Below are 25,516 nucleotides of genomic sequence, written 5' to 3' on the forward strand. Positions count from 1 at the left end.
CCTTTTTTGTTTACCCCACCGGGCTGTGAACGCCCGTGTCGGAACGGGCCTGCGGGGCGGGCGTTTTCTTTCCACTGTTCACGGAAAGAAGGAGGCAGCTATGGCCAAGCTCGATACCAAGAAACTGGATACCGGCACATGGGTGGTGATCGCGGATGGCGAGAAGGCGCTATTTCTGGAAAATATCACCGATGCGAAAGACCCCAATCTGACAGTGCGCCATGTCGCCATGCAGGAGAACCCGCCCGACCGCGCGCAGGGCACCGACCGTCCGGGCCGGATGGCCGATAACGGGCCGGGGCAGAAATCGGCCTTTGACGAGACCGACTGGCACCAGCTGGCCAAGGACCGTTTCGCCGAGGATCTGGCCGAACAGCTTTATAAGCTGGCCCATAGGGGCGCCTATAAGCGTCTCGTGATCGCGGCCAGCCCGAAGGTGCTGGGGGTGCTTCGGCCTGCGCTGCATAAGGAGGTCACCGATAAGCTGGTGGCGGAAATTCCGAAAACCTATACCAATGCGCCGCGCGACCAGATCGAACGCTGGCTCTGCGCCGATCTGGCCGCCTAGGCTTTGCGTTTGGTGCCAAGGCGCGGTGGCGGATAAGGCGCGTGCCTCGGCACCTCGGGCCGCTATCTCCGACGTTTTGTCGCTCTGCGGGGACGTCTCTGCCGATGCCGCACCTTCGGGGGCGGCATTGTGCATTGGGGCAGGGGGCACTGGCATCGGCAGAGGCTTGCTTTTCTGCCGGTCGAGGCGCACACCGCCTGTCTGGCCGCTTTGGGTCAGGTGATCTGACAGGGCGGGAATGATATGACCGAAGCAGGCAAGGGTGTTGTTGCAATCATCAGTTGCTGCACGATCTGGGGATTGTCGGGGCTGTTCTTTGCGGTCTTGCGCCGTGTGCCGGTGATCGAGGTGCTTGCCCACAGGACGCTCTGGTCGGCGGTGCTGTTCATGATCATTCTGGCACTAAAGGGCAAGCTGCCGGCGCTGCGTGTGGCGCTGCGGCCGAAGTCGCTTGGCATCATCACTCTGGCGTCGCTTTGCGTAACGGCGAACTGGTTCACCTATGTCTGGGCGATCCATAACGGGCATCCGGTGGAGGCGAGCTTCGGCTATTATATCTCGCCGCTGCTTTCGGTCATGCTGGGGGTGGTCGTCCTGCGTGAAAAGCTGGGCAGCCTGCAGGTGGTGGCCATTGGGCTGGTCGCTGTGGCGGTGATCTATATGGGCATCGCACAGGGCCATGCGCCGGTTATTCCGCTGATTCTGGCAGTGACGTTCGGGATGTACGGGTTGATCAAGAAACAGCTGAAAACCGAACCGCTGGTCACGGTGACTGTCGAGGTTCTGGTGCTGGCTCCGATATCGGCGGTGTATCTGATCGGGCTGGAACTGGGCTGGTTCGGCCCTGCCCATGCCGGACATTTCGGGCGCGATACGACAGAGACGCTGTTTCTGGTGCTCTCGGCCTGCCTGACAGCGGTGCCGCTGATGCTGTTTTCCTACGCGGCCCAACGCCTGCGTCTGGCGACGCTGGGGTTGATACAATATCTCAACCCGACGCTACAGCTGACCGTGGCGGTGCTGCTGCTGGCCGACCCCTTGCAACCGGTGCAGATGATGGTCCTGCCGGTGATCTGGCTGGCCTTGGCGCTTTATTCGCTGTCGGGGTTTCGGGGCGCTGCGCGGAAGGCCCAGCCCTCCGCGTGATTTGGCAGGCAGGGGGTCAGGCGGTGAAGGCGGCGTCCAGTGCGGCTTCAAGCGCGGGCACCGTGTCGGCCCATGTCAGGAAAGTGCCAAGGCTGGGATCGGCAAAGCCCTCGATGATCACCTGCTCGATCAGGCGGCGCAGAGGCTCCCAGTATCCATCGGTATTCAGGATGAAAATCGGTTTTTTGTGCAGGCCGATCTGACGCCATGTGAGAACTTCGAAAATCTCGTCAAGCGAACCGGCCCCGCCCGGTAGCAAGACGATGGCATCCGAATTCATGAACATCACCTTTTTGCGCTCATGCATGGTTTCGGTGACGATATAGCTGGTCAGGTCACGCTTGCCGACCTCGCGCGAGAACAGGTGTTCGGGGATAACGCCGAAGGTCTCTCCCTGTGCCTGTTGTGTGGCGCGGGCAACCGCCCCCATCAGCCCCACATCGCCTGCGCCATAAACCAGCCGCCAGCCACGATGCGCCAGCATCCGGCCCGTCTCGGTCGCGGCCTGTTCGTAGCTTGGTTGCGCACCAAGACGGGAACCGCAGAAGACGCAGACGGAGGGGCGGGGCTGGGTCATGGGAATCTCTTTCTTTTTTGCTCGGAATATCAGCGGGTTTGCAGGGGCCTGCCTTGCATAAACTTGTTGTATGGTCATACGCCCGCCGCTAGGCTCCCGCAAGGGAAGAGCGCGGGGTGCGGGTCCCAAGGAGTTCGCACGCAATGAGCACGGTATCACGAAAACACCTGATCCTCGGGGTCGTAATGGCAGCCCTTGTCGGGGGGGCGGGGCTTTGGTGGATGCGCCATCTGCCCGATCCGTCGCCCGCGCCAGACACGGCACCGGATGCCGCGCCGCCCGTGTCTGCGACGGTCCCTGATGCGACGGCCCCTAGTGCTGTAACGGCCACCGGGCGGGCCGGGGCCGGTCTTTCTGTCGCACAAGCGCCCGCGCCAGAGGTCGATCCCGACCGCGGGCGCTTCGACAATCTGCATGTCACGCCTGACGGGGCCGTGACGCTGGCCGGTCGTGCCGCGCCCGACGCGCATGTGACGGTGCTGGTGGATGGCGCCGTTATGGCCGAAGTGGTGGCCGATGCCGCCGGCAGTTTCGCCACACAGTTCGAGGTCACGCCGTCGGATGTGCCGCAATCTGTCCGTTTGCGGGTGGCGCGGGCAGGGCAGGCGGCTGTCGAAAGCCCCGAGACATTGCAGATCGCGCCGCTTCTGGCGGTGCCGGTCGCCTCGGAAGCGGTGGCGGATGCGGCCACCGCGCCCGATACCCCGCCCGCCGCTGCCCCGCGTCCGATCATCACCGATGCGCAGGGCGCGCGTGTGCTCGGGCCGGCGCTGGACCGTCTGGCGATAGACACCCTTTCCTATGACGCGAAAGGCGATGTGGTGATTGCCGGACGGGGCTTGGCCGATGGCGCTCGGCTGGTGGTCTATCTGGACAACCGTCAGGTGGCCCTATCCGCGCCTGCGCGCCGCAACGAGGCGGGGTGGCAGCTTGATCTGCCCGAGATCGCGCCGGGCACCTACCAGCTGCGGGTCGATGCGGTGGCGGCGGATGGTCAGGTGGTGTCGCGGGCCGAAACGCCCTTCCTGCGCGAGACGCCGCAGGTCCTTGCCGATGCGGTGGCCGAAAGCAATGGCGCTGCGACAGAGGCCAAGATCCTGACCGTGCAGCCGGGCAATACGCTTTGGGCCATTGCGCATGCGGCCTATGGCGACGGGTTTCTCTATGTCCGCGTATTCGAGGCCAATCGCGACCAGATCCGCAATCCCGATCTGATCTATCCCGGACAGGTCTTCAATCTGCCGCAATAACCGCGGGTTGGCAGAGACGTCCTGTTTGATTAGGTTGCGGCGGGCAGCCCAGCCGAAAGATGCCAGATATGCCGCCCGATACCTCTTTGCCCTCCGATGTCGCCAAGGCCGACCGCAAGCGCGGCTGGACGCTGATCCGCTTTATCCTGCCCTATCTGTGGCCTGCCGAGGCCGCTTGGGTTCGGCGCAGGGTGGTGTGGGCGATGCTGCTGCTGGTGACGGCCAAGGTCATCACGCTGCTGACGCCCTATCTTTACAAGCTCGCCGTCGACACGCTGTCGGGCGATGCCCGCGATCCGGCGCTTCTGCTGCCGCTCGGGGCGGTCGCGCTGACCGTGGCATATGGGGTGGCACGGTTTCTGTCTTCGGGCGTGAGCGAATTGCGCAATGCGATTTTCGCGCCGGTGCAGATGCGCGCGACCAAGGATATCGCGCTCAAGACTTTCCGGCATATGCATATGTTGTCGCTGCGATACCACATCGGGCGCAAGACCGGCGCGATCACGCGGATTATCGAACGGGGGGTGAAGGCCAGCGAGGTCTTCCTGTCATTCCTGCTGTTCAACATTCTGCCGATGGTCATCGAGATGCTCTTCGTGCTGGTGATTTTCGCCGTCGCTTTCGACTGGCGCTATGCGCTGGTGCTGCTGGTGACGATCATGGCCTATGTGGTCTTCACGCTGAAAGTGACCGAATGGCGGGTGCGGGTGCGCCAGCGGATGAACAAGGCCGATCAGGAGGCCAACCAGAAGGCGATCGACAGTTTGCTCAATTACGAGACGGTCAAATATTTCAATGCCGATGCGTGGGAGATGTCGCGATACGATGCCTCTATGGCGGATTATGCGAAGGCCGCGATCCGCACCGATCGCTCGCTGGCCTTTCTGAATGCAGGGCAGGCGCTGATCATCTCGTCCGGACTGTGTGCGGTGATGGTGATGGCGGCAATGGAGACCATGCGCGGGGCGCTGAGCGTGGGCGATTTTGTCATGGTGCAGGCCTATATGATCCAGATCACCACGCCGCTGAATTTCCTTGGCTCGGTCTATCGTAATATCCGGCAGGGTCTGACCGATATGGGCGAGATGCATGACCTGCTGGAGCAGCGCCCCGAGGTGCAGGATAAACCCGATGCGACGCCCTTGCAGGTGACGGGCGGGCATGTGACCTTCCGCGATGTGCGGTTCCACTATATGCCCGAACGCCCGATCCTGAAGGGCATCAGCCTTGATGTGGCGCCGGGCCAGACGGTGGCTTTGGTCGGGCCCTCGGGGTCGGGGAAATCGACCATCGGCCGGTTGATGTTCCGTTTTTATGATGTGACGGGGGGCGGGGTCGAGATTGACGGGCAGGATCTGCGCGATGTGACGCAATCCTCGCTGCATGCGGCGATCGGTGTCGTGCCGCAGGATACGGTGCTGTTTAACGACAGTGTGGGCTATAATATCGCCTATGCCCGCCCGCAGGCCACGCGCGACGAGGTGATCGCCGCCGCGAAAGCCGCCCGTATCCACGACTTCATCGAAAGCCTTCCCGAGGGCTATGACACGCAGGTGGGCGAGCGCGGGCTGAAGCTTTCGGGCGGCGAGAAGCAGCGCGTGGGGATTGCCCGCACCATTCTGAAAAACCCGCCAATCCTGCTGCTGGACGAGGCGACTTCGGCGCTGGATACCCAGACCGAGCGCGATATTCAGGCCTCGCTGGCCGAGGCGGGGCAGGGGCGCACGGTGATCACCATCGCGCACCGCCTCTCGACCATTGTCGATGCGGATCAGATTGTCGTGATGGAGGCGGGCGAGATCGTCGAACGGGGGCGCCACGAGGCGCTTTTGGCCAAGGGCGGGCGCTATGCCCGTATGTGGGCGCGCCAATCGGCAGAAATTGAACGTGAAGACGGGGCTCAAAGCTAGCCCTGTGCCCGCCTGCCCTTGCCGGATGGGGAGGCTTGCGTATAAGAAAGGCCGGAACAGGTCGGGCAAGCTTCGCCCGACAGGCGGGATTCTTCTGCGACCCGCTGGCAAGACGAAGGAGTGCGGCCCGTGAGCGAGACCGACAGTTTCATCGACGAAGTCACCGAAGAGGTGCGTCGCGACCGTCTTTACCGCGTGTTCAAACGCTGGGGATGGGTGGGCGTTCTGGCGGTGCTTGCCATTGTGGGCGGGGCGGCATGGAACGAATACCAGACCCAGCAGCGTGATGCTGCGGCGCAAAGCTTTGGCGACGGGGTGATGGCGGCGATGAAAGCCGAAGATCCGCTGGCGGCGCTGAAAGGTGTTCCGGCCGAAGGGGCGCGGGCCGGTGTGCTGGATCTGGTGGCAGGGGCCACCGCATTGGAGGACGGCAAGACCGATCAGGCCGTGACCCATTTTCAGGCCGCCGCCGATAATCAGGCCCTGCCGCCCAGCTTGCACGATCTGGCGCGTCTGAAACTGATCCTTGCGCAAGGGGCGCAGATGCCAGCGTCCGAACGCGATGCCATGCTGGCCGATCTGGCCAAGCCCGGAGCGCCCTATTCCGAACTGGCACAGGAACAGCAGATTCTGGTGCTGGTGGCAGATGGCAAAACAGATGAGGCCATCAGCCAGGCGCAATCCATGCTGCAGGAGGCTGATCTGACCTCGGGGGTGCAGCAACGCCTGACGCAGCTTATTGTGGCCCTTGGTGGCGAGATGAAACAGGGCTGAGCCCTTGCGCGGGCAGGCTGCCCGCGTATTTCCGAAGTAACATTGACGGCAGGAGTAGCGCGGTGAAGCTTGTTCACAAAATGGCGGCCCTTGGCATGATGCTGGCGGTTTCCGCCTGCGAAAAGGAAGTTGTCCTTCAGGGCGATCGGCTTGATCCGCGCGATGTGCTCTCCGATACCGCAACCGAGGTGGCTCCTGTCACCTCGACGGCGCTCAGCCTGCCCGCTGTGACCGCCAATGCCGACTGGCCCCAACGTGCCGGCGGCCCGACCCACCACGCGCCGAATGCGGCCATCGGGCAGGGGACGACGCTGGTCTGGCAGGCAGGGATCGGGCAGGGGGATGCCCGCAAATACCGCATTACTTCGGATCCGGTCGTGTCGGGAGGGCGGATCTTTACGCTCGACAGCCATACCGATGTCACCGCCACCTCGACCTCGGGGCAGACATTGTGGCGCGCCAATCTGGTGCCGGCCAATGAAACCCCCGGCTCGGCTTCGGGCGGTGGTCTGGCCGCTTCGGGCAATACGCTGTTTGTGACCACGGGCTATGGCGAGCTGGTGGCGGTGGATACAGCGTCCGGCAATGTGCGCTGGCGTCAGGATTTCGGCGTCTCGATCGGTGGCGCGCCGACCGTGGCGGATGGTCTGGTCTATGTCGTTGCGCGTGACGGTTCGGCATGGGCGATCCGTCCGGCAGATGGCAAAGTGGAATGGCAGATGCAAGGCGGGGCCTCGCCCTCGGCCATGACGGGGGTCTCGGCCCCTGCGGTGGGGGGCAATACGGCTGTCTTCCCCTTCCCCTCGGGGGATCTGATGGCCACGCTGCCCAAAGGCGGTTTCGACATGTGGCAGGCCCGCGTTCCGGGCCGCCGTCTGGGCCGTGCCTTCGGGAGCATCGTTGATCTGACGGGCGATCCCGTCATCGTGGGCGATGTCGTCTATGCAGGCACCTCGGCAGGCCGGTCTGCCGCCTTCGATCTGGCATCGGGCAAGCAGAAATGGGTGGCCAAAACAGGGGCGACCTCGCCGCTGGTCGTGGCGGGCGGTTCGGTCTTCCTGATTTCGGATGAAGCCAAGCTGACCCGTCTTGATGCCGCCACTGGTGCCGAGATCTATGCCGTGGATATGCCCTATTACGTCAAGGAAAAGCCGAAGAAACAACAGGCGATCTATGCGCATTACGGGCCGGTTCTGGCCGGCAACAAGCTGTTTGTCGCCTCGTCCGACAACCGTCTGCGGGTGTTCGATCCGGCCTCGGGCAAGCTTCTGGCAGCGGTCGATCTGCCCGGCGGTGCGGCTTCGGCCCCTGTGGTGGCAGGCGGCACGCTTTATGTCGTTTCGCGCGATGGCAAGCTTCTGGCCTATCGCTGAGGGGTTTGATCGAAGGAAGCCGGGCTTTTGCCCGGTTTTCTTTTAACAGTATTTGACCCGCGCCCGCGTCCCGTGTAGGAGACGCGTTCGAATCCGCGCATCCCGTACGGGGCTGCGCCGCCCAAGGAGGGCCTTATGAGCTTTACCCTCGCGATCGTTGGTCGCCCTAATGTCGGCAAGTCGACCCTGTTCAACCGTCTGGTCGGCAAGCGTCTGGCGCTTGTCGATGACACGCCCGGTGTGACCCGCGACCTGCGCGAGGGCGACGCGCGCCTTGGCGATCTGCGCTTTATCGTGATCGATAGCGCCGGTCTGGAGCTGGCCGAGGATGACAGCCTTCAGGGCCGTATGCGCCGCCTGACCGAGCGCGCGGTGGAAGAGGCCGATATCTGTCTCTTCGTGGTGGATGCCCGTGTCGGTGTGACCCCTGCCGACGAGATTTTCGCCGATATCCTGCGCCGCAAGAATGCCAATGTGATTCTGGCCGCCAATAAGGCCGAAGGCAATGCCGGTGAGGCAGGCGCCCTGGAGGCCTGGAGCCTCGGTCTGGGCGAGCCGCTGCGGATTTCGGCCGAACATGGCGAGGGCATGGATGACCTTTACCATGTGCTGCGCCCGCTGGCCGATGACTTCGCCGCCAAGAATGTGGCCGCCATCCCCGAGACCGATGTGGTGATCGAGGATGAGCTGTCCGAAGATGACATCCCCGCCTATATCCCGCCCTCGGCGGCCAAACCGCTGCAGCTTGCGGTGATCGGTCGTCCGAATGCGGGGAAGTCGACGCTGATCAACAAGATCCTCAATGAGGACCGCCTGCTGACCGGCCCCGAGGCAGGCATCACCCGCGATGCGATCTCGGTGAAGACCGACTATATGGGCACGCCCATGCGCATCTGGGACACTGCCGGTATGCGCAAGAAGGCCCGCGTGAACGAAAAGCTGGAAAAGCTTTCCGTGGCCGATGGTCTGCGCGCCGTGCGCTTTGCCGAGGTCGTGGTGGTTCTCTTGGATGTGAATATCCCGTTTGAAACGCAGGATCTACGGATTGCCGATTTCGCGGAAACCGAGGGCCGTGCCGTGGTTGTGGCGGCCAATAAATGGGACCTCGAAGACGATAAGCCCGCGAAGCTTCTGGAATTGCGTGAGGCCTTCGAGCGCCTTCTGCCGCAGCTCAAAGGCGCGCCGCTGGTGACCGTTTCGGCGAAAACCGGCAAGGGGCTTGACCGCCTCCATGCCGCGATCCTGAAGGCGCATGAGGTCTGGAACCGCCGTGTGACCACCGCGAAACTGAACAACTGGCTCTCGGCCATGACCGAGGCGCACCCGCCGCCCGCCCCCGGTGGCCGCCGGATCAAGCTGCGCTATATGACGCAGGCCAAGACGCGCCCGCCAGGATTTGTGGTGAAGGCCACCCATACCGACAAGATCCCCGAAGCCTATGGCCGCTATCTGGTGAACGGGCTGCGTGAGAGCTTTGATATGGGGGGCACGCCGATCCGGATCTATTTCCGCGATCAGGGCAAGGCCAACCCCTATAAGGACAAGAAGAAATCCATCCCTTCGCGTCTTAAAAAACACGTGGATGCCAAGAAACAGGCCGCGTTCAAATCCGCTGCTGCCGAACGTCGCAAGACCAAAGACAAAAGCAAAGACGACTAACAAAAACCCCGGCCTGTGTGCCGGGGTTTCTTTTTGACCTCTCGCCGATAGGGCGGTTAATGGGAATAGCCATGTCGCGGGCTGCGCGGCTGCCAGAAGGTCAGGACCAGCAGGGCCAGCGCGTAGATGCAGGCTGGCAGCATGATAACGTCATGGCCCCAGTTTGCCGCGATCACCCCGATCAAGGCCCAGATCACGCCAAGGGCATAACCACGTGGCGGGCGCAGCCATAAAATCAGTGTCAGGCTGATCGCCGCCACCAGTGACAGCATCAGAAGGGTGACCACCGTTTCGGAGCCGATATTATAGCCGATCAGCACCACGCCCGTCCCTACGGCAGAGGCAGCGGTCAGCCAGCCTGCGTAAAGCGAGATCGGCCAGGACAGCAGCGCGGGCTCAAGCGTGCGAGGCGCGCGCGCCATTGCCCAGACAGCGGCTGCCCACATGATCCAGATTTGCAGCGTGGCAAGCCAAGGCTGCGATGTGGCAACCACAAGCCAGCTTGCGCCAAGGGCCAGCGACAGAAAAAGCGGCCAGCGCGGTTGGTCCCAGCCGGAGACCTCGGCGCGTTTGAACAGTCCCCACGCCGCGTGGATCACCAGCCACAGATAGATCAGCGACCATATCGAGAATGCCCATCCCGCCGGTTGCACGGCGGGTTTGTCCACGGGGTTGGGGAACATGCTGGGATCATACCCTTTGAACGAGGGAGACCAGAGCGGCGAGAGAACGAAAGCCAGTGTCGCGACGAAAAGCAGAATGGCTTTCATGCGGAAGGTTTGGCGGAACATTGCGGACTGTCCTGCAGTTGTTTCCAGCAGGAACGCGCCAGAGTTCCGAAAGTTCCCTTCGGGATCAAATAAATCCCAGATGATCCAGCGCCGCCTTGGCTGTGCCGGAGGGCGCGCTTTCGGCCTCGTTGAGGGCATGCACGATCTTGGTCAGCTTGCGCTCGTAGCAGAGCTGCGAGACATAGGCCGCAATCGAGACGTCATCCATGTCACAGATCTCGCGGGCGAGGTGTTCCGGATCTTGCAGAAGACGGGTCATGATCGGTTCTCCGTTCCATCGGGTGGCGTAACCTTAATATATAATGAAAAACGCTCCCATGACACAGGTCATAGGAGCGTCCTATAGCGGCCATCCTTAAAAGGCAGCCTTGGCGGAATGCCTCAGACGAGGGCGCCCTCTACCAGTTTGGTCTTGCCGCCCAGATAGGGGTGCAGAGCCTCGGGCAGAACCACCGAGCCATCTTCCTGCTGGCCGTTTTCCAGAACGGCGATCAGGCAGCGCCCCACGGCCAGACCCGAACCGTTCAGCGTGGCAAGGAATTCGGGCTTGCCACCATCGGCGGGCTTGAAGCGCCCGTTCATGCGGCGGGCCTGAAACTGGCCACAGGTGGAGACGGAAGAGATCTCGCGATAGGTGTTCTGCCCCGGTAGCCAGACTTCGAGATCATAGGTTTTCTGCGCGCCAAAGCCGATATCGCCGGTGCATAGGATGATCCGGCGATAGGGCAGGCCCAGACCTTCCAGCACGGCTTCGGCGCAGGTCACCATGCGCTCATGCTCTTCGATGGCTTTTTCGGGATGGCATATGGTGACCATCTCGACCTTCTCGAACTGGTGCTGGCGCAGCATGCCCGAGGTGTCCTTACCCGCAGAGCCTGCCTCCGAACGGAAGCAGTTGGTATGGGCGACATAGCGGCGGGGCAGGGTGGCTTCGTCCCAGACTTCGCCGCTGGCGAAATTGGTAAGCGTCACCTCGGCGGTGGGGATCAGCCACCAGCCATTGGTCGTCTGATAGCTGTCTTCCGAGAATTTCGGCAGCTGGCCGGTGCCCAGCATCGCTTCGTCACGCACCAGAACGGGCGTGATATTCTCGACCAGCCCATGCGTATCGACATGCAGATCCAGCATGTATTGCGCCAATGCACGGTGGACACGGGCCACACCGCCACGCAGCGCCACAAAGCGCGAGCCGGACAGCTTGGCCGCCACTTCGAAATCCATATTCGCGCCCACGCCGGACAGCTCGTAATGTTCTTTCGGCGCAAAGCCATAGCTCGGAACGTCGCCCCATTTGCGGATTTCCACATTGTCGTCCTCGTCCGCGCCCTGCGGCACCTCGTCGAGCACGATATTGGGGATGGTCATCAGCAGATCGCGCAGCTCCGCATCCTTGGCGCCAGCCTCGGTCTGCATGGCCGCCACTTCGGCTTTCTTGTCCGCAACCAGCGCGCGCAGACGCTCGAATTCGGCGTCATTGCCTGCGGCCTTGGCTGCGCCGACCTGCTTGGAGGCGGCATTCTGTTCGGCCTTGGCTTCCTCGGCGGTCTGGATGGCCTTGCGGCGGGCCTCGTCGATCGAGAGGATCTGCGCCGACATCGGCTCCAGCCCGCGGCGTGCCAGAGCAGCATCGAAGGTTTCGGGATTTTCACGGATCGCGCGAATGTCGTGCATGACGGTCCTCTAACTCGCTGTGATTGCGCCTCTGGCTTTATCCCGATTTGAGTCTCGGGGAAAGGTCGGCAAAACAGCGAATTGCACAAACGTGGCGCGTAGGGCGCAACTTCAGGCGCAGAAGAGCTCGTACATCGTGGTCAGAAGGCGTTTCACACGTTCGTCACGGATCGAATAAAAGATGGTTTTCCCGTCCCGACGGGTTTCGACAAGGCCATCCTGACGCAGTCGCGCCAGTTGCTGGCTTACCGCAGCCTGACGCGCGCCCAGCAGGTTTTCCAGATCGCTCACCGAGCGTTCGCCCTCGGTCAGGTGGCACAGGATCATCAGCCGTCCCTCATGGGACAGGGCTTTCAGCAGCCCTGCTGCCTCTTGTGCCCTTCCGGTCATTTCCTCGGGGGACAGTTTGGCGCCATTCTCTACTTTTTCTGTATCTAAAACCGAGACCATAAGGCGCGATCCTTCTTTCATAGGTATCATAAACGCAATCGCATACTGCGTTCGTTACCAGAAACTTTTTAATTAGATAATACGATGCAAATTAACGTCAAATTCGTTTGATCGCAAATCCTTAGTTCAGCGCTCAAGAATAAGTTTGTCCGCACTCAGTTCGATACGGGCGAATTTGCTGAGATAGGTCATCCCCAGCAGCGAGCCGTCCATCTCGGCGGCGTTGATACTTGCGGGGACGTTGGTGTCGTGGATCGGGCCCAGATCCATTGTGGCAAGCCGGACGGGGGCGGTGCGAATCATGCCATTGGCCGTGCTCGCCCGCCCGATAAAGGCCATATCGCTGGTGTTGATGCCCGCCTTTCGGGCATCCTCGCGGCTGAGGGCGATGGTCGTGGCGCCGGTATCGACGATAAAGCGGATCGGTTTGCCATTGACCTTCGCGGTCAGGTAGAAATGCCCGTCCGGCGCTTTGGGGACCTCGATGCGGTTTTCGGCGACGACTTTCTGGCTGGGCAGGACGGTGCTGCGGATGTCGGCCCACAGCCCGACAGCGGCGAGGACGCCCAGAAAGATCAGCGCCCAGATCGCAAGCTGCTGCAGCCTGCGCGAGAGATTGTGCCTGAAATCGAACATGACATAGCCGCCAACCACTGTCAGCAGCAGAACAAGATAGACAAGCTGGCCAATATCATCTCCGGTCATCGGATATATATGGCGGGCACAGGGCGGAAATGCCAGTGCCTTCTTCAGTCTGGCGCCGGTCTTTTGGTCGGGGGCTTGTGCCTGTAATCGCTTAGAGAATGCCGCTGAGGCCAGCTTTGTGCAGCCCGTCCAGCATGAACTGGATCGCAAGCGCGGCCAGCAGCATCCCCAGCAGCCGTGTCACCACCATCACGCCGGTGCGCCCCAGCAGGCGCTCGACAGGGGCGGCAATGGCGAAAGAGGCCATCACGCACAGCAGCACCGCCAGCATGACGCCCAGAATGGCGATCGTATGCAGCGCTGTGCCATCGCCTTGCCCTGTCAGCAGGATCATCGAGGCCATCGCCCCCGGTCCGGCAATCAGCGGGGTTGCCAGCGGGAAGACCGACGGATCGTCGTGATCGGGGTCTTGCGCATGTTCCTCGCCCTGATCCTGCCGCCGCTTGGTGCGCCGCTCGAAGAGCATGTCGAGCGCGGTCAGGAACAGCAGTACCCCACCCGCAATGCGGAAGGCGGGCATCGAGATGCCGATCCCGTCAAGGATATTCTGCCCGAACAGCCCGAACAGCGTCAGCAGCACCGCCCCGATGGCCACGGCGCGAAAACCGATCCCGCGCCGCTTCTGGGTGGGCACGCCGCTGGTAAGGGCCATAAAGACCGGTGCAAGGCCGATAGGGTCAATAACCACAAACAGCGTGACAAAAGCGGTAAGATAGTCGGCGACAGCCATAAGACCCCCGGAAAAGATGGATGCCAGAATTATGGCATGAAGACTGCCTTGCCGGTAGCATGCCGGCAAAGATATGTCACGGGCACTGCTTATAAATCGTGCGAATTTCCACATGTTGCTTAAAATTCACGTCAACGGGAACGATTGGGGCTTTGATTGAGGAACCGGAGGCCATAAACGTGGTGTCCGATTGGCCTGTCCCCGACCTGTGGTGGCTGGCCCTGCGTGTGGAGTAGACTATGCTGAACAATATCGGCCTTCCGGGCCTTCTTCTGATCGCTGTTGTGGTTCTTGTCCTGTTTGGACGCGGCAAGATCTCGTCTTTGATGGGCGAAGTCGGCAAGGGCATTACGGCCTTCAAAAAAGGGGTGAAGGACAGCTCGAACGAGATCGAGGATGCCAGCAACGACCCCTCACGCACCGAGGCGCGTGATGTGACCCCCGAGGACAAGAAAGACAAGGTCTGAGCTGCGAGACAGCGGCTGGAGGCCCTGAATGTTTGATATCGGTTGGAGCGAACTTCTGGTTATCGGCGTGGTCGCCTTGATCGTCGTCGGGCCGAAGGATCTTCCTGTCATGTTCCGGACCCTCGGGCGTCTGACAGGGAAGGCCAAGGCGATGGCCCGCGAGTTCTCGCGGGCGATGGAGGATGCGGCAGATCAGGCCGGTCTTGCCGAAACCTCCAAAGAGCTGAAAGGGCTGACGTCCAAGAAGGCTCTGGGCTTGGATGCGCTGGAACGCGCGACCGAGAAGTTCGAGAAATGGCAGCCCGGCCTGCCCAAAGCGGCCACCAGCCCGCAAGCGGCAGAGCAGGCCACGGCCCCCGTGGCCGAGCCTGATCCCAATCTGGCGGCGCAAATCGACCCGTCCGAGCTTGCGGACGAGCCCGAGATCGCAGCGCCGAGCCACCCTGCCGAGGTACCGGCCACCGATGCGCCGGTTGCGGCGCAGGATCGGGGCGCGGAAAGAAAAGAGACGCCATGAGCGCCGAGAACGATATTGAAGACAGCGCAGCGCCGCTGATCGAACACCTTGCCGAATTGCGCACGCGTATCCTGTATTCGCTGGCCGCTTTCGTTGTGGCGATGGTGGCCTGCTATGCCGTCTGGAACCCGATCTTCAACTTCCTGACCCATCCGATCTGCCATGCTCTGGCGGATCGCGGCCAGCATTGCGGGCTCTATCTGATCAAGCTGCAGGAAGGCTTCTTCGTCGCGGTGACGATCTCGTTCATGGGCGGGTTTGCCCTGTCTTTCCCGATTATCGCCTACCAGATGTGGCGTTTCGTGGCACCGGGGCTCTATCGCTCTGAGAAAAACGCGTTTCTGCCGTTCCTGATCGCCTCGCCGATCATGTTCTTTGCCGGCGCGGCTTTTGCCTATTACGTGATCCTGCCGCTTGCGTTCAATTTCTTTCTCGGCTTCCAGCAGGGCGGATTTACTCCCGACGGGGCCGCGGCCAATGATATGGCCGCTATCGGTTTTCAGGGCTCGGTGCAGGAATACCTGTCGCTGACCGTGAAATTCGTGATGGCCTTCGGGATCTGTTTCCAGTTGCCGGTTTTGCTGTCCCTGATGGGCAAGGCGGGGCTGGTCTCTGCGGCTGGTCTGGGCAGCGTGCGCAAATATGCGGTTGTGGCCATCCTGATCGTGGCAGCTATCGCGACCCCGCCTGATGTCATTTCGCAGGTGATCCTGTTCACGGTCGTCTACGGTCTTTACGAGGTGTCGATCTTCCTTGTGCGCCGGATCGAGCGTAACCGCGAAGCGCGGATGCGGGCGGAGGGGACATGGGTCGAAGAGGATGACGAGGACGACGAGGACCCCGAGAACAAATCCTCCTGAACTTTGCACTGACAGATTTATCGCCCCGGAGATGCTTGCCATGTCCGGGGTTCATTTTCGAAGGACGATCCCATGCACCGCAATGACCTGAAATACGAATTGGCGCGCCGTAACCTGACCAATCAGGATCTGGGCACGGCGACGGGGCTGCGCGAGGATATTCTGGTCCAGTTTCTTGATGGCCAGCGCCCGCTGCAAGATGCCGAGGAGGGGCGCATTCTGGACTATCTGTCAAGCGTGACTCCGCAAGGCGGGCAAGACGCCCTGACCCGCATCGCGGAGGCGCTTGAACGCATGTCGCCTGCGCCGATGCCTGCCCCCGACTTTGCCGCCGCGACCGCTTTCGCGTGGCGCACGTCTCCTGACCGGCTGGATCCGGTGGCCGAGGTCAATGGGGTGGATTTCGATCTGCTGCAGGGCATCGACCGGTCCCGCGATATCCTGCTGACGAACACGTTGCAATTCGCGCGCGGGGCGGCGGCCAATAACGCCCTGCTTTGGGGTTCGCGCGGTATGGGCAAGTCGTCTCTGGTGAAGGCGGCCCATGCGCAGGCCGTCAAACAGGGCTTGCCGCTTAAACTGGTGGAGCTGTCGCGCGACGATCTGCCTTCTGTCGGGCGTCTGCTGGCGCATCTGCGCGCGGCTCCCGAAATCCGCTTCATCCTGTTTTGTGATGATCTGTCCTTCGATCACGATGACCGGCATTACAAATCTCTGAAGGCCATTCTGGATGGCGGGATCGAAGGGCGCCCGTCAAATGTCATTCTTTACGCAACCTCGAACCGCCGCCATCTGATGCCGCGCGATATGATCGAGAACGAGCGCTCTACCGCGATCAATCCGGGCGAGGCGGTGGAAGAGAAAGTGTCCCTGTCCGACCGGTTCGGTCTGTGGCTGGGCTTCCATCCCTGTTCGCAGGACGATTATCTCAAGATGATCCGCGCCTATTGCGACCGTTACGGTCTTACGATTTCGGATGAGGCGCTTTGGGCGGAAGCAATCGAGTGGCAGGCCACACGCGGGTCACGTTCGGGGCGCGTGGCATGGCAGTTCGTGACCGATCTCGCAGGTCGTCAGGGCGTTGCCCTGTGATCAAAGGGGGGAGGAGCGGATTACTCGATCCGCTCCATCAGCCGCGCCACTCCGACGCAGCCCAGCAAAACCAATGCGACGGCGGGGGCGGGGATCCCTGCCGAAATGGCGAACCACAAGGTTGCTCCGGCTGCGACAAGCACGGCCAGGATGAGCAAGAGGAAGGTTGGTAACGGCATCGGTTTCTCCTTACCTTTCCAATATGGGACGGCAAAAGGTTAAGGAAAAGATGGGTCGCGCCATGATAAGATCTAAAAATATCACAAAATTGCAATATGCAGTGATTTGGCCCGTGAAACGCCTAGTGCTTGTGCAGTCCGGCGGCGTTTCAAAAGTGTGACAGAATCGGCCTGACGGTGAGTTTGGGCTCTGGGGGGCTTGGGGAGCCGTATGCTGCGGGCCTCTGCCGGAAGCGGTCAGCCTCAGGTCCGCAGATCGCGGCGCCGTTATGCGCCGTTCGAAAACCGGCCCAGAGCCTGCGCGATCTGATCCAGCGTTGGACGTGAGGATTTCGGCGTGCGGGCAAGGGCGTCGCGCATGGCTGCCAGATGTGCGCCCTGAGTGCCGCAGCAACCGCCGATGATCCGTGCGCCGCAATCCCGCGCCATCAAGGCATATTCGGCCATTAACTCTGGCGTGCCGGTATAGTGCAGCTCCCCATGATGGAAATGGGGGACGCCGGCATTCGACTTCGCAATCAGCGGGATATCCGTTCCGCTGGCGGCCATTTCCAGAATGCTGCGCAAAAGATCCGATGCCCCCATGCCGCAATTCGCTCCGGCGGCCACGGGTTTATATGCCAGCTTGTCCAGCTTGCGGGTGAACTCGGTGGGGCTGACCCCCATCATGCTACGTCCGGCAGTGTCGAAATTCATGCTGATGCACCATTCCATCGCGCAGTCGCGTGCGACGATTTCTGCAACATGGACCTCCTCGAGGGAGGAAAGCGTTTCAAACCATAGCAGATCGACCCCACCTTCGCGCAAGGCGCGCGCCTGCTCCGTATAGATCTCGACGGCGCGTTGGCGGGTCATCGTCCCCATCGGGGCAAAAATCTCGCCCGTCGGTCCGATGGACCCTGCCACGATCACAGGGTCGGGGGCCTGATCGGCAATCTTGCGCGCCAGTCGGGCCGCTGCGGTGGCCAGCAGCGGGGCCTGTGCGCCACGTCCGAAACGTTCAAGCTGGCAGCGATTGCCGCCATAGCTGTTGGTGCACAGGATCTGCGCGCCATTTTCCAGCGCCTCCTGATGAAGGGCCGTGACATGCTCCGGATGTTCCACAGACCATAGCTCGGCGGGATGGCCGGCGGGCAGCCCCATATTGAACAGGGTCGTGCCGGTTGCAGCATCCGCGAGCAGAGTATCGTTCTCTGCAAGGAGCTGCTGTAATCGCTTGGTCATGGTACCACTCGTCCGTCAGATGCGCAGGGCAGCCGGAGGCCATCAGGGACCCGCGCTGCGTGCTCCACTTGCCACGCAAGGGCGCCGAGTTCAATTCACTCCCTGTGGATAGATGTCTGCGGCAGGGGCGGTGGCTTGCGGATGATCCGCGCGATATCGGCCGCCGCAAGGGCAAGGGCCGATCGCGAGGGGGCGGCAATATAAAGTGTGCTCAACTGGGGGGCAAACCCCATTTTGAACTGGCGCAACCCGACGGCTCCCCGTCCTTTTTCCGCGCGCCGCCAGATCATCGCCGCAGGTCCTTCGATCTGATCCGGGCGGGGAGGGAGCGCGGCGAGAGACAGGCGCGGGCAGTTTTCCGCCCGTGCCGCCTCTATCGCTGTGACGATCAGTTGGTGCATGGTGCCATCCGGCGCGTCATCGGTTGTGCGCATCAGGTCCAGAGCCCATTCGTGGCTGTTGCTATGGAAACTGGCAAACCCCACCAATCGCCCTGCATGCCAGGCCAGAATGACCTCATGGCCGCTGACATATCCGGCGTCAAAGCGCCCCATGGAAAAGCCCCTTTCGCCGCCGCGGGCGAGGGCCCATTCTGCCGCGACCTCCGTCATCTGCGCGAGCGGCATCTCGTCAATACAGTGAAGGCATTCCACCCCCGCTTTTTTGGCTTTGCGCAACTTGCGCCTCAGGCCCGATAGGGCGGGACCATCAAGGGAAAACCGGTCTGGACGCAGCCAGCATTCCTGCGCGACAGGCGTCACCGCCCAGCCCGCCCTGCGGGCCTCTAGTGCCGTGCGCGCATTGATCTTGTAAAGGCAGGCCAATCGTCCCTGATCGCGGGCCTCGATCCTGAGGCTGCGCAACATTTCCGGCAGGGAGTGCGTCCCGACCGGATCGCGCAGCCCCACCAAGGCCTGCTGTGTCTGGCCGATCATCCAGCCCGAGCGCATGTTCTCGCCCAGCAGAACGAAATGTTCGCCCTGACGGAGAATGCCGAATTCGGCATGGGGGCTTTGCGCTGCCAGAGCGGCGATGCGGGGGGTGAATTCACGGGCGGCAGGCACCAGGCGCCCGCGCGGCGGCAGATGCCTTACCGGCGCGCCAAGTGCCAGCATGCCGAGGGCCAAGGCTGCGGGCGCACCGTAATACACAACGCGCCACGCCACGATAGCGGCCAGAAGCGGGGCCTGCTCGGCTCCGGGCAGCAGCATCAGAAGCGTCACCTCGAACGGCCCGACCCCGCCCGGCGTGCCGGAAATGAAGCCCGCACCCAATGCCAGCAGAAAGGCCGGATATAGCGCCACCAGCGGGTGCACGGTTTCAGCGGGCAATAAAACCCAGAGCGCAAGCGCGGCAAAAGCGGTGTCGAGGACGGTCAGCCACAGAATCCGCCCCATGATCGGCAGGCTGGGCAGGCGCGGCTGCCATTTTCCGATCTTGACGACAGGGTTCCACAGCGCAAGTGCGGCCACACCGCCACCCAGAAACAGCCCCAGAAGGGCAAAACCCTGTAGGGCAAAAACGGGCAGGCCCGGCAGCTGCACGGGCGTGATGATGACCACGATCGCCGTGACGACCGCCCAGCCTGCCAGAAAGGTCGCAGCGACCATGGCCGTCATCTTAGAGGCTTCGATCATCGAGAAGCCGGGCAGCATCCGCCAGCGCACAAGTGCGCCGGAAATCAGACCGAAGCCCACGGTCTGCGAGATCGCGATCGATACCCAGCCTGCGCGTCTGGCCTGCTGGTCGTGCTGGCCGGTCTCCATGATCTTGTGGATCAGCGCGTCATAATTGGCCAGTGCCGCAAAGGAGAGACATGTCGCAAGCATCGCGCCCATCCATTGCAAGGCGGAGACCTGCGTGAGCGAGGAGAGAATCGCCGTATAATCGAGCCCGGTTACACGGTCGCGCAGAACCCATGCAAAAGCCGCCAGCATCACAATCGCGGCCAGTTGCCGCCGCACCGCTTTGCCCCATGCCAGAGACTGCGTCTTGGCCGGAATCTCTGCCGGATCCGCCAATGCCTCGGCGGGGCCATCCGCCTCTAGAAGACGTGCGGTTTCGGCCATGATCATCGCCTCCGGATGGCGTTCGGCATAGGACGGATCGGAGAGATCAGGGGCGGGCAGCGCGATGTCATGGCTTCGGGCATCCAAAACGGTCCTGTCCAGCCATGCTTTTGCTTCTGATGCCTGTTGTCCGGCAATTTTTCCGTAATGACGCATCACTCGTCCTCCGTTTCGCGAGAGCGAGACTAGGGCGAAGGCCCTTACACGAGCTTAACGTTCATAACACACTGCTACGGGTTGTGCTGTTTTTGCGCGTCGCGCGTCACAAAGCGCCGGAAATGCCAAGTGCGGAACCTTTGGTTTGCGTTGCAGGCTTGCGGCGAAAGAGGGCTTGGCCTATAGGGGCGAGAAAGGGCATAGGTTTGCCCGCATGTCCGATTGGCGCGCATGGGGCGCGTCCGGGTCATTATCCGAGTGGAGAGCACATGGCACCCCGGCGCAAAAAGATTTACGAAGGCAAAGCGAAGATCCTGTTCGAAGGCCCGGAACCGGGAACACTGGTCCAGTATTTCAAGGATGATGCGACGGCCTTTAACGCTCAGAAGAAGGACGTGATCGACGGGAAAGGGGTTCTGAACAACCGCCTGTCGGAGTTCTTCATGAACGGTCTGACCAATGTCGGCATCCCGAACCACTTCATCCGCCGCCTCAATATGCGCGAGCAACTGATCCGTCAGGTCGAGGTTGTGCCGCTGGAAGTGATCGTGCGCAATTTTGCCGCCGGTTCGATTGCCAAGCGTCTGGGTCTGGAAGAAGGCACGCCGCTGCCGCGCCCGATCGTGGAATATAGCTACAAGAACGACGCGCTTGGCGACCCGCTGGTGCCGGAAGAATATATCGTGGCGTTCGGCTGGGCCAATCAGCAGGATCTCGACGATATCGTGGCGCTGGCGCTGCGGGTGAATGACTTCCTGTCGGGCATCTTCTTTGGGGTCGGCATCAAGCTGATCGACTTCAAGATCGAGATCGGTCGTATCTGGGAAGGCGATTTCATGCGTCTGATCGTGGCCGACGAGATCAGCCCCGACAGCTGCCGCCTGTGGGATGTCAAAACCGGCGCGCATCTTGATAAGGATGTGTTCCGCCGCGATCTGGGCAGCCTGACCGATGCCTATAGCGAAGTCGCCCGTCGTCTGGGCGTGCTGCCCGAGCAGGGCAATGGCTCCAAGCCCACGCTGATTAATTGACCACACCGCGGTCTGCATCTGATTGGTGGGACCGACACAGACTGAATGGGGACCGGCATGCCGGTCTCCGATGACCAAAGGCAGCACGCTGCCCTAAGACTTGCAGAGGATGACACCGATGAAAGCCCGCGTTCACGTGATGCTGAAGGATGGGGTTCTGGACCCGCAGGGTGAGGCCGTTCGCCACGCGCTTGGTGCGCTTGGTTTTGCCGGCGTGGAAGGCGTGCGCCAAGGCAAAGTGATCGAGCTTGACCTGAAGGCCGCCGACAAGGCTGCCGCAGAAGCCGAAGTGCAGTCCATGTGCGAGAAGCTTCTGGCCAATACCGTGATCGAGAAATACACGGTCGAAATCGTCTGAGAAGACAGTCGGGGAGGGCGCGGCGCGTCCCCCCTTTGCAACTCTAGCGCAGCTGTAAGACAGGAGCGTCGCCATGAAGGCAGCCGTCATCACCTTTCCCGGATCGAATTGTGACCGCGATCTGATCGTCGGTTTCGAGAAAGCCGGAGCCGAGGTTGTTCGTGTTTGGCACAAAGAAACCGAATTGCCGGCAGGGGTGGATGTCGTGGGCGTGCCCGGCGGCTTCTCCTATGGCGATTACCTGCGCTGTGGCGCGATTGCGGCCCAGTCGCCCATCGGGCGCGCGCTGGTCGAATTCGCGCATAAGGGCGGTTACGTGATCGGGGTCTGCAACGGCTTTCAGGTGCTGACCGAGATGCGCCTTCTGCCGGGGGCGCTGATGCGCAATGGCGGGCTGAAATATATCTCGAAGCCGGTGCCGCTGACCGTTGCCACCCAAGACAGCGTGTTCACCGCAGGCTATTCCAAAGGCCAGGAGATCCTGATCCCGATTGCCCACCACGATGGCAATTACCAGATTGATGCCGAAGGGTTGAAGGCGCTGCAGGGCGAGGACCGTGTGGCCTTCCGCTATGGCGACAACCCCAATGGTTCGGTGGATGATATCGCCGGTGTCCTGTCGGAAAACCGTCGGGTTCTGGGCATGATGCCCCACCCCGAGCGCGCGGTGGATGCAAATCATGGCGGTACGGACGGGGCGGCGCTTTTCCGCTCCTTGCTGGACGGGCTTGTCTCGGCCTGAAGCTTTGAGACTTGTTGCGCCTGAGGCCTTCGCCTAGATTTGGCGCATGTCGCATACCTTGACCATCGAGACAAAGACTGTGCCCCGCGATCGGACCCGACGCGGGCGCATTCTTGTGCGTCTGGCGGTTTTTGGCATCCTGTGCCTTGCCGCTGGCGCGATGTGGTTTACCAATGCGTGGCTGACCCAGCGATTTACCGAAACCACCCGTGTGCGCACGGAATTGCGTCTGGCGCTGTACACGGGCAACCTGATTTCGGAATTGCAGCGGATGTCGATCGTGCCGCTCCTGCTGGCCCGCGATCCGGCCCTGACGCGATCTCTGTCCAGCGGTGATTTCTCCGAGACATCGGCCGCGCTTATTTCGGCCCGCGATGATGTGTCCGCAGCGTCGATCCGTTTGCTGGACCTGTCGGGCCGCGTGGTCGCGGCGACCAATCGCAACCTGATCGGCACCAGCTATGCCTCCGCGCCGTTTTTCGTGGAGGCCCAGCGGTCGCGCGATACGGTCTTCACCACCGATGCGATGGAAGGGCCGGGCACAGAGTTCAACTATTCACGGCTGCTCAGTAGTGGCGGCACCCCCTTGGGGGTGATCGTGGTCGAGGCCGATCTGGCGAAATTCGAACGGGCCTGGGCGGGGATTTCCGATGCCGTGGCGGTGACCAATAGCGAAGGCAAGATCATCCTGACCACCGAGCCGCGCTGGCGCGGGCTGACAATGGCCGAGGCGCTGGCCGCACGGGATGCGCCGACCGCGATCCAGCGGGCCCTTCAGGCGACGGCCGATCTGGCCAACGAGCCGCCCGATGCCTATCTCGGCGGTGCCGGTGTGATGCAGACCGAAACCCGCATTCCTTTCCGTGGCTGGAAGATGACCGCCTTCACCTCCTATGATTCCGTGCGCGAGCGGGTGAATGCCGTCTTGGCACTGGAGATCATGGGCTTTGCGATTTTTCTTGCGCTGGCCTTCTACTGGCTGTCGCGCAGGGCGCGGATGCAATCGGTGGCATTGCGGCAGGAATCAAAAGAGCTGCGCGCCTTGAACACCCGCCTGACCCGTGAGATTGCCGAGCGCGAGAAGGCCCAGAAAGAGCTGGCCGTGGCCGAGCAGACGCTGGCGCAAAGTTCGAAACTGGCGGCTTTGGGCGAGATGTCGGCCTCGGTCAGCCATGAATTGAACCAGCCTCTGGCCGCGATGAAGACCTATCTGGCTGGTGCGCGTCTGTTGCTGCAACGCAAGCGCGGCGACGAGGCCCTGACGAGCTTCCAGCGGATCGACGATCTGATCGACCGGATGGGCGCGATCACCCGCCAGCTGAAATCCTATGCGCGTAAGGGGGGCACCGCTTTCGAGCCTGTGGACCTGCGCGATGCGGTGTCTTCGGCGCTGTCGATGATGGAGCCGCAGTTGAAATCGCGCACGGTGCAGATCGTGCGGAGCCTGCCGCGTAATCCGGTCATGGTGATGGCCGATCGCATCCGGCTGGAACAGGTGATTATCAACCTTTTGCGCAATGCGCTTGATGCCACCAAAGCCACGACCGAGCCGCAGATCGACATCCTGCTCTCGGACGGGGCGCAGGCGGTGCTTTCGGTGCGTGATAACGGGCCGGGCATCGCGGATCTTGAAAAACTATTCGAACCCTTCTGGACAACAAAAAAGCCCGGAGAGGGAACCGGATTGGGTTTGGCGATTTCTTCCTCGATCGCCAGTGACCTCGGGGGCCGGTTGACGGCCCGAAATGCCGAAGCAGGCGGGGCGGTGTTCGAACTGCGTCTGCCCTTGCTGTCGGACGAAACAAAAACAGATGAAGAGCGTGCTTGACGTAACGCGCCACGGAGAACGAAATGTCGCGAATGATGAAGATTGCAATTGTCGATGATGAAGAAGACATGCGTCAATCCGTCAGCCAATGGCTTGCCCTGTCGGGCTTTGACACGGAAACTTACGATTGTGCCGAGGCGGCGCTGAAAGAGATCGGTGCCGATTGGCCCGGTGTCGTGATTTCCGATATCCGCATGCCCGGCATGGACGGGATGGAATTTCTCAAACGGCTGATGGGCATTGATAGTGGCTTGCCGGTTATCATGATCACCGGTCATGGCGATGTGCCGATGGCGGTGGAAGCGATGCGTCTGGGGGCGATGGATTTCCTTGAAAAGCCCTTCGACCCCGACCGGATGAACGAACTGGCCAAACGCGCGACCCAAGCCCGCCGTCAGACATTGGAAAACCGTGCGATCCGCAAGGATCTGGCCAATGGCGAACAGATGATGGGCAAGTTGATCGGCACGTCCGAACCGATGGAGCGGTTGCGCGAGGATATTCTCGACCTCAGTCAGGCCGATGGCCATGTGCTGATCGATGGCGAGACCGGCACCGGCAAGACGCTGGTGGCCCATGCTCTGCATGCGACGGGCTCGCGGGCGGGCAAGGCGATGGTGACCGTTTCTTGCGCGGCCTATTCCGAGGAGGATCTGGCGACCAAGCTGTTCGGCCCTGTCGAAAGCGGTCTGCCGCTGGTGGAGAAAGCGCGGGGCGGCACGCTCTGCCTTGAGGATATCGAGGCGCTCTCGCAATCCTTGCAGGCCCGTCTGCTGACCTTCATCTCCGAGCAGGGCGTGCCTGCGGAGACGCGGATCGTGGCGATTTGCAACCAGCATGGTGAGGGAACGACGCTGGAAGATGTGCTGCGCCCCGATCTCTATTTCCGGCTGGCGGCCCTGAAAATCACCCTGCCGCCCCTGCGCAACCGTGGCGAGGATGTGCTGACGATCTTCGCGCGGATGGCCGAGCAGTTTGCGGATGAATATGGCTGTGACACCCCCGAATTGACCGCGCAAGAGGCCGCACAGCTGCTCCAGGCCCCTTGGCCGGGCAATGTGCGCCAGTTGATCAATGTTGCCGAGCGGGCCGTTTTGCAGGCGCGTCGCGGCTCGGGTTCGATTGCCTCGCTGTTGATGACGGATGACAATGACAGCACTATTCCGGCGATCACCACCGAGGGCAAGCCGCTCAAGGAATATGTCGAGAATTTCGAGAAGATGCTGATCGACAATACCATGCGCCGCCATAAAGGCTCGATTGCCAGCGTGATGGAAGAACTCTGTCTGCCGCGCCGGACCCTGAACGAGAAAATGGCCAAATACGGTCTGGCCCGTCAGGATTATCTCTGAGCGCAGGCCTTTGGCGGGGCGGCCAATCTGTGCCGTG

General features: G+C 61.8%; 26 protein-coding genes. 16 read left to right on the forward strand and 10 right to left on the reverse strand.

What is annotated here, in order from left to right:
- Positions 1-100 precede the first annotated feature (100 nt).
- Positions 101-568: a host attachment family protein gene (locus AC2ISB_RS03620; RefSeq protein WP_339106948.1), complete on the forward strand. Its 468-nt coding sequence runs from the start codon at positions 101-103 to the stop codon at positions 566-568.
- Between the two features lie 243 nt (positions 569-811).
- Positions 812-1,714 carry an EamA family transporter RarD gene (rarD, locus tag AC2ISB_RS03625; protein ID WP_406720526.1) on the forward strand — a complete coding sequence of 301 codons (903 nt, stop codon included), beginning with the start codon at positions 812-814 and terminating at the stop codon, positions 1,712-1,714.
- Positions 1,715-1,730: 16 nt separating this feature from the next.
- Here rarD and AC2ISB_RS03630 read toward each other — a convergent pair whose 3' ends face one another.
- The gene (locus AC2ISB_RS03630) at positions 1,731-2,291 is read right to left on the reverse strand and encodes an LOG family protein (protein ID WP_339106950.1); all 561 of its coding nucleotides are present in this window, start codon (positions 2,289-2,291) and stop codon (positions 1,731-1,733) included.
- Positions 2,292-2,434: 143 nt separating this feature from the next.
- Here AC2ISB_RS03630 and AC2ISB_RS03635 point away from each other — a divergent pair, with 143 nt between their 5' ends.
- From AC2ISB_RS03635 to der, 5 genes are all read left to right on the forward strand, one after another.
- Positions 2,435-3,541, forward strand: a complete 1,107-nt coding sequence (locus AC2ISB_RS03635; protein WP_486576161.1) for a LysM peptidoglycan-binding domain-containing protein — start codon at positions 2,435-2,437, stop codon at positions 3,539-3,541.
- A gap of 68 nt (positions 3,542-3,609) precedes the next feature.
- Positions 3,610-5,451, forward strand: a complete 1,842-nt coding sequence (locus tag AC2ISB_RS03640) for an ABCB family ABC transporter ATP-binding protein/permease (protein ID WP_486576163.1) — start codon at positions 3,610-3,612, stop codon at positions 5,449-5,451.
- Positions 5,452-5,580: 129 nt separating this feature from the next.
- Entirely contained in the window at positions 5,581-6,225 is a 645-nt protein-coding gene (locus AC2ISB_RS03645) for a tetratricopeptide repeat protein (protein ID WP_486576165.1), read from the forward strand.
- A 62-nt stretch (positions 6,226-6,287) separates the two neighbouring features.
- Positions 6,288-7,598 (forward strand): outer membrane protein assembly factor BamB family protein, encoded by a 1,311-nt coding sequence (locus AC2ISB_RS03650; protein WP_406720529.1) that lies wholly within the window; start codon positions 6,288-6,290, stop codon positions 7,596-7,598.
- Positions 7,599-7,733: 135 nt separating this feature from the next.
- Complete coding sequence (gene der, locus AC2ISB_RS03655; protein WP_486576167.1) at positions 7,734-9,257, forward strand: ribosome biogenesis GTPase Der; 1,524 nt, start codon at positions 7,734-7,736, stop codon at positions 9,255-9,257.
- A 56-nt stretch (positions 9,258-9,313) separates the two neighbouring features.
- Here the strand turns inward: der and AC2ISB_RS03660 are convergent, their stop codons facing one another.
- From AC2ISB_RS03660 to AC2ISB_RS03685, 6 genes are all read right to left on the reverse strand, one after another.
- Entirely contained in the window at positions 9,314-10,048 is a 735-nt protein-coding gene (locus AC2ISB_RS03660) for a hypothetical protein (protein ID WP_406720531.1), read from the reverse strand.
- Positions 10,049-10,112: 64 nt separating this feature from the next.
- Positions 10,113-10,307: a hypothetical protein gene (locus AC2ISB_RS03665; RefSeq protein ID WP_406736827.1), complete on the reverse strand. Its 195-nt coding sequence runs from the start codon at positions 10,305-10,307 to the stop codon at positions 10,113-10,115.
- 122 nt (positions 10,308-10,429) lie between these two features.
- Positions 10,430-11,719, reverse strand: coding sequence for a serine--tRNA ligase (serS, locus tag AC2ISB_RS03670; RefSeq protein ID WP_406720533.1), 1,290 nt, complete (start codon positions 11,717-11,719; stop codon positions 10,430-10,432).
- A 111-nt stretch (positions 11,720-11,830) separates the two neighbouring features.
- Positions 11,831-12,169 (reverse strand): metalloregulator ArsR/SmtB family transcription factor, encoded by a 339-nt coding sequence (locus AC2ISB_RS03675; RefSeq protein WP_339106959.1) that lies wholly within the window; start codon positions 12,167-12,169, stop codon positions 11,831-11,833.
- 126 nt (positions 12,170-12,295) lie between these two features.
- Entirely contained in the window at positions 12,296-12,874 is a 579-nt protein-coding gene (locus tag AC2ISB_RS03680) for a retropepsin-like aspartic protease family protein (RefSeq protein ID WP_486576170.1), read from the reverse strand.
- 91 nt (positions 12,875-12,965) lie between these two features.
- A complete protein-coding gene (locus tag AC2ISB_RS03685) occupies positions 12,966-13,604 on the reverse strand; it encodes a MarC family protein (protein ID WP_339106961.1) in 639 nt (212 codons plus the stop codon).
- A gap of 239 nt (positions 13,605-13,843) precedes the next feature.
- Here AC2ISB_RS03685 and tatA point away from each other — a divergent pair, with 239 nt between their 5' ends.
- From tatA to AC2ISB_RS03705, 4 genes are all read left to right on the forward strand, one after another.
- Positions 13,844-14,071, forward strand: a complete 228-nt coding sequence (gene tatA / locus AC2ISB_RS03690) for a twin-arginine translocase TatA/TatE family subunit (RefSeq protein ID WP_339106962.1) — start codon at positions 13,844-13,846, stop codon at positions 14,069-14,071.
- 28 nt (positions 14,072-14,099) lie between these two features.
- Positions 14,100-14,588, forward strand: a complete 489-nt coding sequence (gene tatB / locus AC2ISB_RS03695) for a Sec-independent protein translocase protein TatB (protein ID WP_406720535.1) — start codon at positions 14,100-14,102, stop codon at positions 14,586-14,588.
- Positions 14,585-15,448 carry a twin-arginine translocase subunit TatC gene (tatC, locus tag AC2ISB_RS03700; RefSeq protein ID WP_486576173.1) on the forward strand — a complete coding sequence of 288 codons (864 nt, stop codon included), beginning with the start codon at positions 14,585-14,587 and terminating at the stop codon, positions 15,446-15,448. Before tatB ends, tatC begins: the two co-directional genes overlap by 4 nt.
- Positions 15,449-15,742: 294 nt before the next feature.
- The gene (locus AC2ISB_RS03705) at positions 15,743-16,540 is read left to right on the forward strand and encodes an ATP-binding protein (RefSeq protein WP_339109492.1); all 798 of its coding nucleotides are present in this window, start codon (positions 15,743-15,745) and stop codon (positions 16,538-16,540) included.
- A 20-nt stretch (positions 16,541-16,560) separates the two neighbouring features.
- On the opposite strand, the gene AC2ISB_RS03710 is transcribed toward AC2ISB_RS03705, so the two are convergent.
- The 3 genes from AC2ISB_RS03710 to AC2ISB_RS03720 form a co-directional block, all read right to left on the reverse strand.
- Positions 16,561-16,719: a hypothetical protein gene (locus AC2ISB_RS03710; protein ID WP_339106965.1), complete on the reverse strand. Its 159-nt coding sequence runs from the start codon at positions 16,717-16,719 to the stop codon at positions 16,561-16,563.
- Between the two features lie 267 nt (positions 16,720-16,986).
- Entirely contained in the window at positions 16,987-17,943 is a 957-nt protein-coding gene (gene bmt / locus AC2ISB_RS03715; RefSeq protein WP_339106966.1) for a betaine--homocysteine S-methyltransferase, read from the reverse strand.
- A 95-nt stretch (positions 17,944-18,038) separates the two neighbouring features.
- On the reverse strand, positions 18,039-20,168 hold the full coding sequence (locus tag AC2ISB_RS03720) for a phosphatidylglycerol lysyltransferase domain-containing protein (RefSeq protein WP_486576175.1): 2,130 nt from the start codon (positions 20,166-20,168) through the stop codon (positions 18,039-18,041).
- Between the two features lie 269 nt (positions 20,169-20,437).
- On the opposite strand from AC2ISB_RS03720, the gene purC reads away from it, so the two are divergent.
- From purC to AC2ISB_RS03745, 5 genes are all read left to right on the forward strand, one after another.
- Entirely contained in the window at positions 20,438-21,199 is a 762-nt protein-coding gene (gene purC / locus AC2ISB_RS03725) for a phosphoribosylaminoimidazolesuccinocarboxamide synthase (protein ID WP_339106968.1), read from the forward strand.
- A 118-nt stretch (positions 21,200-21,317) separates the two neighbouring features.
- Positions 21,318-21,557, forward strand: coding sequence for a phosphoribosylformylglycinamidine synthase subunit PurS (purS, locus tag AC2ISB_RS03730; protein WP_339106969.1), 240 nt, complete (start codon positions 21,318-21,320; stop codon positions 21,555-21,557).
- A gap of 73 nt (positions 21,558-21,630) precedes the next feature.
- Entirely contained in the window at positions 21,631-22,299 is a 669-nt protein-coding gene (purQ, locus tag AC2ISB_RS03735) for a phosphoribosylformylglycinamidine synthase subunit PurQ (RefSeq protein WP_339106970.1), read from the forward strand.
- A 160-nt stretch (positions 22,300-22,459) separates the two neighbouring features.
- Entirely contained in the window at positions 22,460-24,127 is a 1,668-nt protein-coding gene (locus tag AC2ISB_RS03740) for an ATP-binding protein (RefSeq protein ID WP_339109493.1), read from the forward strand.
- 23 nt (positions 24,128-24,150) lie between these two features.
- Positions 24,151-25,479 carry a sigma-54-dependent transcriptional regulator gene (locus tag AC2ISB_RS03745; protein WP_339106971.1) on the forward strand — a complete coding sequence of 443 codons (1,329 nt, stop codon included), beginning with the start codon at positions 24,151-24,153 and terminating at the stop codon, positions 25,477-25,479.
- Positions 25,480-25,516 lie beyond the last annotated feature (37 nt).

It is taken from the genome of Thioclava sp. NS-SX20, assembly GCF_057380695.1.